Here is an 8,257-nt window from a genome sequence, read left to right as displayed (position 1 = left end):
ATATTTGATAGTAAAAATATTAGCCTGTAAAAAAGAAGGGAGCAAGTTATGGCCAGCGAGCGCCTGGTAGAAGATTTGCTGGCCTTGTGGCGACTGCTGAGGCGCAGCACTCACCCAGTGAGGCGGGCCGAAATGACGCCTGAGCAATATTGGCTGCTCAAGAGCCTGAGCCGGCGGGGGAGGTGCAGCGTTGGCGAGTTAGCGACTACCCTCGGATTGAGCGGCAGCTCTGTGACCAGTGCCTGTAAGCGGCTGGAGAAGGCGGGCCTGGTGCGGCGTGTCCGTCAAGGCGAGGGAGGCGATGAGCGGGTGGTACTGGTTGAGCTGACGGCACGCGGCACCGAGCAGGTGGCGGCCTGGCAGCAGGAGCGGCGTGCGGCGCTCTCGCGTATGTTAGAGCCATTAACTCCTGAAGAGCAGGATGAGCTGCAGCGACTCATCGAGCGAGTACTGGTGGCCGCCGAGGCCGCCGGTGGCTGGCGCGAAGGCGCTGGTCAGGGCGGGGAAAGGCCTGATCAGGAATATGAGCCAGGTAGGCCGGAGAAGAGCCGGGGCCGTGGTGAACAGCCGAGCGGGGGCAGTCACGCCAAGCCGGCAATCGACGCTACCCTAGCAGCAGAGAGGGAGGTCAGGCCGCATGAGGCCGATGATTGAAGTCGAAGATCTTGTCAAGCGTTTTGGCGACAAAGTCGCTGTTGATCATATCACCTTCTCCATTCAGGAGGGCGAAGCTTTTGGGCTACTCGGCCCCAATGGCGCCGGTAAGACCACTACCATTCGGATGCTGATCACCTTGATTCCGCCAACCAGCGGCCAGATGCGCATCGCAGGACTCGACGTGCAAGGCCATAAGATGGTGATTCGCCGTTTGCTCGGCTATGTATCGCAGTCGCTTTCCGCGGACAGCTCCTTGACCGGCTATGAGAATCTGCTGGTGGTGGCCAAGTTGCTGGGTTTTCCGCGCCAGGAGCGTGAGCGGCGTATTTGGGAGGTGCTCGAGCTGCTGAACTTGCGCGACGCGGCCCACAGTCTGGTACGCACTTATTCAGGCGGCATGGTCCGGCGACTGGAGATCGGCCAGGCCATCCTGCACCGTCCGCGCATTCTCATCCTGGACGAGCCGACCATCGGCCTTGATCCGACGGCCCGACGCTCGGTTTGGGAGGCGCTAGAGCTGCTGCGCAGTCAGGATCAGATCACGCTGCTGGTAACAACGCACTATATGGAGGAGGCTGATGCCTACTGCCAGCGTGTGGCCATTATGGATCATGGGCGCATCGCGGCCATCGGTGAGCCAGCGGCCCTGAAGGCCAGTCTGAATCGGCCTGGCGCTACGCTTGAGGATGTGTTTACGTCGGTGACAGGCAATACTCTGGAGTCGGGAGGCAGTTATCGTGAAGTCAGACAGCTACGTCGGCGCGCTCAGCGTTTCGGATAAATCCCAGCGGGAAGGTACCGATCTGGAGTCCCTGCTGCGTCCACCTTCACTCTGGGAAACCATTGTGACTTATATGCGCGGCGTCTTGGTAGTGGCGGAGATCGAGCTGCGTAAGCTGCGCCACGATCCCACGGAATTGCTGACGCGCGCTGTGCAGCCGGCCCTGTGGCTGGTGGTCTTTGGAGAAGCTTTCTCGCGCCTGCGCGCTATCCCTACTGGCTCGGTGAGCTACTTGACTTTTATGACGCCGGGCATTCTGGCACAGTCCTTGATGTTCGTCTCCATCTTCTATGGGCTGAGCATCATCTGGGAGCGCGATGCTGGTATCTTACAGAAGTTTCTGGTCTTGCCAGTGCCGCGCGCCAGCTTTGTGACTGGCAAGGGGCTAGGGGCGGCTGTGCGCTCGCTCACTCAGGCGGTGATCATCTTCGTGCTGGCCTTGATCCTGGGCGTGCATCTGCAGTGGAGCGTCGTGGGCATAATCGGCAGCCTGCTGGCGGTCCTCTTAGGGGCTAGCTTCTTCTCAACCTTGTCCATGCTGATCGCCATCATCGTTAAAACACGCGAGCGCTTCATGGGCATCGGTCAGGTCTTGACAATGCCTCTCTTCTTCGCCAGTAATGCCATCTATCCCTTGGCCATCATGCCTGATTGGTTACGGATTCTGGCGCAGATTAATCCGCTGAGTTATATTGTGGACCTGTTGCGCGGCTTCTTGGTGGTCGGCACGGTTCCCGATGCTCCGCTGGATTGGGGCGTGTTGCTGCTGGCGGTGATTGTGGCGCAGGCATTGGCCGCCTCAAGCTATCAGTCGATTGTGCTGTAAGGGCGCCTTTTCCCTCTTGCGATGTGGCTCGCTCTGGTGTATGATAATAGCCGGTTCGCACTCTCTTCGCGAGAGTGCTAATCGGCCAGGCGCCACGCCGCGAAGCTCACCGGAGGCGAGCGCGGTGGCGACCTGTGCTGACGATGCTATCTGTTTTGTGCAAGGGAGGTAGAGTCTATGTCAACCGCAGGTGAGAAGGTTCGCCCATTGGCTGATCGTGTTTTGGTGAAGCCGGTGACGCGCGAGTCGGTGACGAAGACCGGCATTGTGCTCCCCGATACGGCCAAGGAGAAGCCACAGCAGGGGCTGGTCCTGGCGGTTGGCCCCGGTCGCTTGCTTGATAACGGCCAGCGTGTGAAGCCGGAGGTCAGCGTCGGCGATCATGTGCTCTTCTCCAAGTATTCTGGCACTGAGATTAAGATCGATGATGAGGAGCTGCTGATCCTGCGTGAAAGCGATGTGATGGGCGTGGTCGAGGAGTAGACTGCTGGCGGCCTCTCTCGCTCTACTCCTCTCTATTCTTTCCTCTTTCGTTGCTTTCTTTTATTGTGCCCCGGTATCGCTATCAGATGCGGCGATTCCAGTGCCTATGAGCGCGTACGGCACTGGAATTTTTTTGCCCTATAAGGAGATGCAATAGCGCCTTACGTCCTATCTATCATCATCTTCCAAGCGAGCTAAACAGATGTGCCTCTCCCAAAAAAGAAGCAGGCGGGTGGATCATACGGTTAGAGGGTATGATCCACCTTGCCTGTTTCCTTGTCATTTCAGAAGAAGCGTCTTTCAGAAGAAGCGTCATCCAAGGACGCACAGCCCCGGCCTGGCGCGGGGCGCGGCAGCTCAGTTCCCTTTACCGGTGCGGACGCTAGAGCATCGCCGCCGCCTTCAGCGCCAGATCGACCAACCAGAAGGGTAGGACCGTCCCCAGTGCCAGCGCCCCCAGTGCTGCCAGACCCAGACCGAGCCAGGTCGTCCAGCTTAGCGAGCCACCCGCCAGTGCTCCCTCTTCCTCAGCAGCCTGCTCGTGCGTCTCAGGCACCTGTTCCGCCACTGGCACGCGCTTCGCCGCTGCCAGGGGAGCAGCCTTCACCGCCAGCGCCGCGCCAGCCGCACCTGAACTCGCTCCCCCCGTACGCGTCGAGGCCGCTCGTCCCAGCGGCCCGGAAACCCTGGGTTCTCCGCCTGTACTCGCCAGCGCCAGCGCCGGAGCGGCTTCTCGCGCTTCCCCGACAACCCCGCGCGCCGACTCCATAAACATGGCCGCGATCAGGCGCAGGTAATAATACATCCCCAGCACACTTGTCAGCACCCCGATCAGCAGCAGCTCGGGATGTCCTCCCTGCAAAGCCGCCAGGAACAGATAATACTTCGCCGCAAAGCCAGCCATCGGCGGGAAGCCTGCCAGCGCCAGCAAGAAGAAGGCCAGAAAGCCCGCCAGCCAGGGTCGCCGGAACCACAGTCCACGCAGATCCTCCAGATCACAGCCACCATTGTCCAGCCGCTCCAGAGCACTCAGCACCCCAAAAGCCCCCGCATTCAGGAAAGCATAGCAGAGCAGATAGAAGAGCAGAGCGGCTAGACCTGTCGTACCTCCCACCACCACACCAATCAGCAGATAGCCAGCATGAGCCACACTCGAATAGGCCAGCAGCCGCTTGGCATTGCGCTGCACCAGCGCCAGCACATTGCCACCCACCATTGTCAGTACCGCCAATGCCCAAACCAGCGCCTGCCAGTCCGCCGCTACCGGTGCTAACACCACCGCGAAGACCCGCGCAAACGCCACCAGAGCCGCCGCCTTCGTCCCCACCGACATAAAGGCCGTTACCGGCGCTGGTGCTCCCTCATAGACGTCCGGCGTCCACATCTGGAAAGGAATAGCTGACACCTTAAAGGCAAAACCGACCGTTAGCAGGCCGATTCCAATGAGCAAGAGCGTCGTACTCTGCGGGTGGGCCTGCAAAAACTGCAGCACACCCGGCCAAGCGCTCGTTCCCCGCGCCCCGAAGCGCGTCGTGCCCGTGGCCCCATAGATCAGCGCCACCCCATAGAGCAGGAAAGCTGAGGCGAATGAACTCAACAGAAAGTACTTCATTCCTGCCTCTTGCGAGCTTTGTCGGCGCGTCACAAAGCCGCAGAGAATATAGAGTGCCAGCGACAACGTCTCCAGTCCCAAGAACAAGGTCATAAAGCTGGTTGCCGCCGCCAAAAGCATCATCCCCAGCGTTGCCGCCAGGAACAAGGCATAATACTCGCCCTGATGCACCAGCTTCAAACGCTTCAGATAGGCGGGAGAGAAGATAATCCCTAAACCGGCAGCGCTCAAGATGGCCAGATACGCGTAGAGCGATCCCCAATCAGAGCCGACCAGGCCAAAGAAAGCCCGCTGACCGTCGCCAACCACGAAGAGCGCAATCGTGGCCGCCAGCGCTCCCAGAATCCCCAGCAAGGCCAACAGCGGCAGCACAAAGAAATTGGCTGCCCCCCGCTCGCGAGGCACAGACCCGGTCTGGGGTAAGAGCAGATCGACCAACAGGACCAGCAGCGCTACCCCGGCCAGTACCAGCTCAGGCGCAATGCGGGCCCAGTCGGCAGCCGATGCGATGTACGTAAACGACATAGCAAAACCTCGCAACAAAACCTGTTCCCGCTCCTCTCCGCCGCCGCCCTTCTCCGTTCACTCACCCTCTCGCCGATCAGTGCTCCACGAAGAAAGTCAGCGGCAGCGGATGCACACCGATATAGAAGATCAGCACCAGCAACGGCAGTAGCACCAGAAACTCACCAATATCGAGATCAGGCAGGCCACCCTTACGCTCAGCCGCCAGCACCGGGCCACCCGCCGGACGCAGCCCCATCATGGCATTCTGCACCAGCCGCACCATGTACCAGGCTGCCGGCACAACCACGAGCGTTCCCAGCACGCCAAAAATCGCGTTGCTGCGGAAGACCCCCAAGAGGGCCAGGAACTCGCCCGCGAAACTGTTCAGGCCAGGCAGGCCCAACGACGATAGAGCGGCGATCATCAGAACACTCGCCATAATTGGCCAGCGACGCGCCATCCCGCCATAGTCTTCCAGACGCCGTGTACCAGTACGCGCCTCCAGGAAGCCCACGATCAGGAACAAGGTCGTGATCGTAATGCCATGGTTGACCATCTGCAAAACCGCGCCGTCGATCCCTTGCTGACTGGCCAGGCCCTGCGCATTGAGGGCGAAAATGCCGAGCGTAATCACCCCCAGATGACTGATACTCGAATAGGCCAGCAGGCGTTTCATATCGCTCTGCACCAGGGCCAACAGGGCGCAGTAGAGAATGCCAATCACGGCCAGCGTGTTGATCAACGGCGCCAGGCGATGGGCAGCATCCGGGAAGAGCGTCAGACAATAGCGCAGAAAGCCAAAAGCTCCAGCCTTGGCCATTGCTCCAGAGAGCATAGCCGTCACCGGCGCCGGCGCCTCGCTATAGGCATCCGGCAGCCAGCTATGGAACGGCACCAGCGGCACCTTGACGGCAAAGGCCGCGGCGAATGCCAGGAAGAGCCAGAGCTGCACGGTGCTGCTCAGGTGCGTCGAACTGTTGATCATGGCCGCCAGATCGAGCGTATAATGCCCGCCTGTGCGATAATAGTAGCCCAGGGCAATGATCCCAGCCAACATCAGAAAGCTGCCTACCGCCGTATAGAGCACGAACTTAATGGCCGCATAGACACGCCGCGGACCACCCCAACCGCCGACCAGGAAGTAGGCCGGGATGAGCATCAGCTCCCAGAAGACATAGAACAGGAAAAGATTGGTGGCCAGAAAGACCCCCAGCAGACCGCTCTCCAGCAAGAGCATAAAGGCCAGATAGGTGCGCAGCTTCTGCTCAACCCGAAACGAGGCCGCAATACAGATCACTGTCAACAGCGTCGTGAGCGTCATCAGCAGCACGCTGACGCCATCTACCCCCAGGCTATAATTGATCCCCAGGGCCGGTAACCAGCTCACATGCTCCTGCAGCAGGAAGGTCACGCTAGCCACCGTCGGCGAAGCCTCTCCCACCACCACCGGAACCGTGCCCACCGTAATCACGGTTGGATGCGGCTGGGCATAGGCCAGCATCACGCCGAGGGCCAAGAGCAGATCTAGCCAAGCCACGCCCAGTGCTGTCCAGCGGATCAGATGAACCCGCTCGCGGGGGAGCAACAGCACGACAACGCCCCCCAGTAGCGGGAGAAAGATAATCGTCGATAACATCGGGAACATGCCGGCTTACCCCCTCACAACATAGTAGAGAAGAATCAGAATGACCCCGACCAGGATCGCCAGCGCATAGTTACGTACGTAGCCAGTTTGCAGGCGACGCACACCCGCGCTCAGCAGACCAAAGGCCCGCGCGATCAGCCGGCTGCCCCCGTCAAGTAGCCCACCTTCAAGCAGAGCCGTCGCCTGACGTCCCAGCCACAGCAGCGGATTAATCAAGAGTGCAACGCCAATCTCGTCAACATAGTACTTGTTGTAGGCCAGGCGATAGAAGGGATTGCGACTCTCCTTGTAGACGAACCCCTGACCGTAGCGCCGCCAGGCGATCAGCAGTCCAAGCAGGGCAAAGATCAGGCTGGCTCCCGTCGAGAGCCAGAGCAGACGCAGATTACCCTCCGGCGCCGTGCCCAGCACCGGCTCCAGGAAGCTATTCAACGGCTGCCAGCGGCTGTAGTTAAAGAGTGCGAAGGAACCAACCAGACCACCGATCGTCGAGAGGATTGCCAGAATCACCAGCGGGACAGTCATCACTGCTGGCGCCTCATAGATCTCATAGAACGCCGACTGAGCGCGCCTCCGCCCCGTTACATGGACTACCTCCTCTTCTTCCTCTTCCTCATCGACAGCCCCATGCCCATGCTTGAGCGGTCCTGCGCCGCGATAGCTGCCCATAAAGATGGCATAGAAGAGGCGGAACATATAGAGGGCAGTCAGGCCGGCAGTCAAGATACCCAAGCCCCACAGCCCATAGTACAGATACCGTACAGTCCCGCCACTACTGGCAGCCTGCGTCAGGAGGGCGCTCAGAATATCATCCTTGCTCCAGAAGCCAGCAAAAGGCGGAATGCCACTGATGGCGAGCACGGCGATCAGGAAGGTCCAGAACGTAATTGGCATGCGGAAGCGCAGCCCCCCCATTTCGCGCATATCCTGCTCGCCGCCCAGGGCATGGATGACGGCCCCCGCTCCCAGGAAGAGCAGCGCCTTGAAATAGGCATGCGTCGTCAGGTGGAAAATACCCGCGCTATAGCTCCCCGCACTCTCCCCCATGAACATATAGCCGAGCTGACTGATCGTCGAATAGGCCAGCACACGCTTGATGTCAAGCTGCGTCAGCGCAATAGTCGCCGCGAAGAGAGCTGTCAATCCGCCAATAGCCCCCACAATCGGCAACGCATAGGGCGAGAGCGTAAAGAGGACATGCGCACGCGCCACCAGATAGACGCCGGCAGTCACCATTGTCGCCGCATGGATCAGGGCACTAACCGGCGTTGGACCTTCCATCGCATCCGGCAACCACATGTAGAGCGGCAACTGAGCTGACTTCGCCGCACAGGCCACAAAGAGCAGCAGCGCAATCGCCAGCGAGACCAGTGTGCCCAACTGTTGACAGGAGGCTGCCGTCAGCACTCCATAGCCGCTGGTACCCGGAATGCAGTTCGGACCGCCATAGCCGTAGTCGACTGTATTGAAGTGCTTAAAGAGCAAGAAGATCGCCAGCATCAGGCCGAAGTCGCCAATGACATTGATTACCAGGGCTTTGCGTGCCGCCGCGACCGCCGCCGGACGCTGATACCAGAAACCGATCAGCAAGAAGGAGGCTAGGCCGACCAGGCCCCAACCCACTAGCAGGAAGAGCAGATTATCCGCGCTCACCAGCAGCGTCATCGCAAAGATGAAGAAGTTCAGATAAGAGAAGAAGCGCCAGAAGCCCGGATCATCTGCCATGTAGCCTGCCGAATAAATATG

At 59.8% G+C, this 8,257-nt stretch carries 7 protein-coding genes; 4 read left to right on the top strand and 3 right to left on the bottom strand.

The genetic code is table 11. The features are described 5' to 3' along the window. The first annotated feature begins 48 nt into the window (after positions 1-48). The 4 genes from IRZ24_RS13465 (at position 49) to groES (ending at position 2,747) form a co-directional block, all read left to right on the top strand. Positions 49-654: a MarR family transcriptional regulator gene (locus IRZ24_RS13465; RefSeq protein ID WP_297165103.1), complete on the top strand. Its 606-nt coding sequence runs from the start codon at positions 49-51 to the stop codon at positions 652-654. Continuing rightward, positions 638-1,438: an ATP-binding cassette domain-containing protein gene (locus tag IRZ24_RS13460; protein ID WP_297165102.1), complete on the top strand. Its 801-nt coding sequence runs from the start codon at positions 638-640 to the stop codon at positions 1,436-1,438. Before IRZ24_RS13465 ends, IRZ24_RS13460 begins: the two co-directional genes overlap by 17 nt. Next, positions 1,395-2,264 carry an ABC transporter permease gene (locus tag IRZ24_RS13455; protein ID WP_297165100.1) on the top strand — a complete coding sequence of 290 codons (870 nt, stop codon included), beginning with the start codon at positions 1,395-1,397 and terminating at the stop codon, positions 2,262-2,264. Before IRZ24_RS13460 ends, IRZ24_RS13455 begins: the two co-directional genes overlap by 44 nt. 177 nt (positions 2,265-2,441) lie before the next feature. Beyond that, a complete protein-coding gene (groES, locus tag IRZ24_RS13450) occupies positions 2,442-2,747 on the top strand; it encodes a co-chaperone GroES (RefSeq protein WP_297165098.1) in 306 nt (101 codons plus the stop codon). 382 nt (positions 2,748-3,129) lie between these two features. On the opposite strand, the gene IRZ24_RS13445 is transcribed toward groES, so the two are convergent. From IRZ24_RS13445 to nuoL, 3 genes are all read right to left on the bottom strand, one after another. Beyond that, the gene (locus IRZ24_RS13445; protein ID WP_297165096.1) at positions 3,130-4,902 is read right to left on the bottom strand and encodes an NADH-quinone oxidoreductase subunit N; all 1,773 of its coding nucleotides are present in this window, start codon (positions 4,900-4,902) and stop codon (positions 3,130-3,132) included. Positions 4,903-4,960: 58 nt separating this feature from the next. Next, positions 4,961-6,511: an NADH-quinone oxidoreductase subunit M gene (locus IRZ24_RS13440; RefSeq protein WP_297165094.1), complete on the bottom strand. Its 1,551-nt coding sequence runs from the start codon at positions 6,509-6,511 to the stop codon at positions 4,961-4,963. A 6-nt stretch (positions 6,512-6,517) separates the two neighbouring features. Then, a partial coding sequence (gene nuoL / locus IRZ24_RS13435) for an NADH-quinone oxidoreductase subunit L (protein ID WP_297165092.1) occupies positions 6,518-8,257 on the bottom strand: 1,740 nt, incomplete at its 5' end.

It is taken from the genome of Thermogemmatispora sp., from assembly GCF_019683755.1.
Lineage (GTDB): Bacteria > Chloroflexota > Ktedonobacteria > Ktedonobacterales > Ktedonobacteraceae > Thermogemmatispora.
The sequence above is the reverse complement of the archived record's forward strand: the minus strand, read 5'-3'. Positions and strand labels throughout refer to the sequence as shown.